1 protein-coding gene is annotated in these 250 nt (G+C 48.4%); it reads left to right on the plus strand.

Annotation, left to right across the window (positions count from 1 at the left end; genetic code table 11):
• On the plus strand, window positions 1-210 hold a 210-nt coding region (locus tag JI666_RS21510; protein WP_206895124.1), incomplete at its 5' end, for a hypothetical protein.
• Between the last annotated feature and the right edge of the window lie 40 nt (window positions 211-250).

Genomic DNA, 250 nt, shown 5'->3' on the forward strand with positions numbered 1-250 from the left:
CGCAATCCCCTCAATTCGATCAAATATCCCCGCATCATCATCGAGGCGAAGCTTTTGCCGTATCTTGAGACGCTCCAATGTCATCGCATAGAAAGAACAATGAAACCAATTGGAAATGCCATGGACCAGGGATTGCATCTTCATCCCGAGGGACTGCGAGAAATGCCCACATTCATGAGCGACGATCCCGCCAATGGAAGTGATCGATAACACTGGAAATAAACACATACCCAGCCGCAACACACGCTTT

The organism is Bacillus sp. NTK071, from assembly GCF_017303315.1.
GTDB lineage: Bacteria > Bacillota > Bacilli > Bacillales > Guptibacillaceae > Guptibacillus.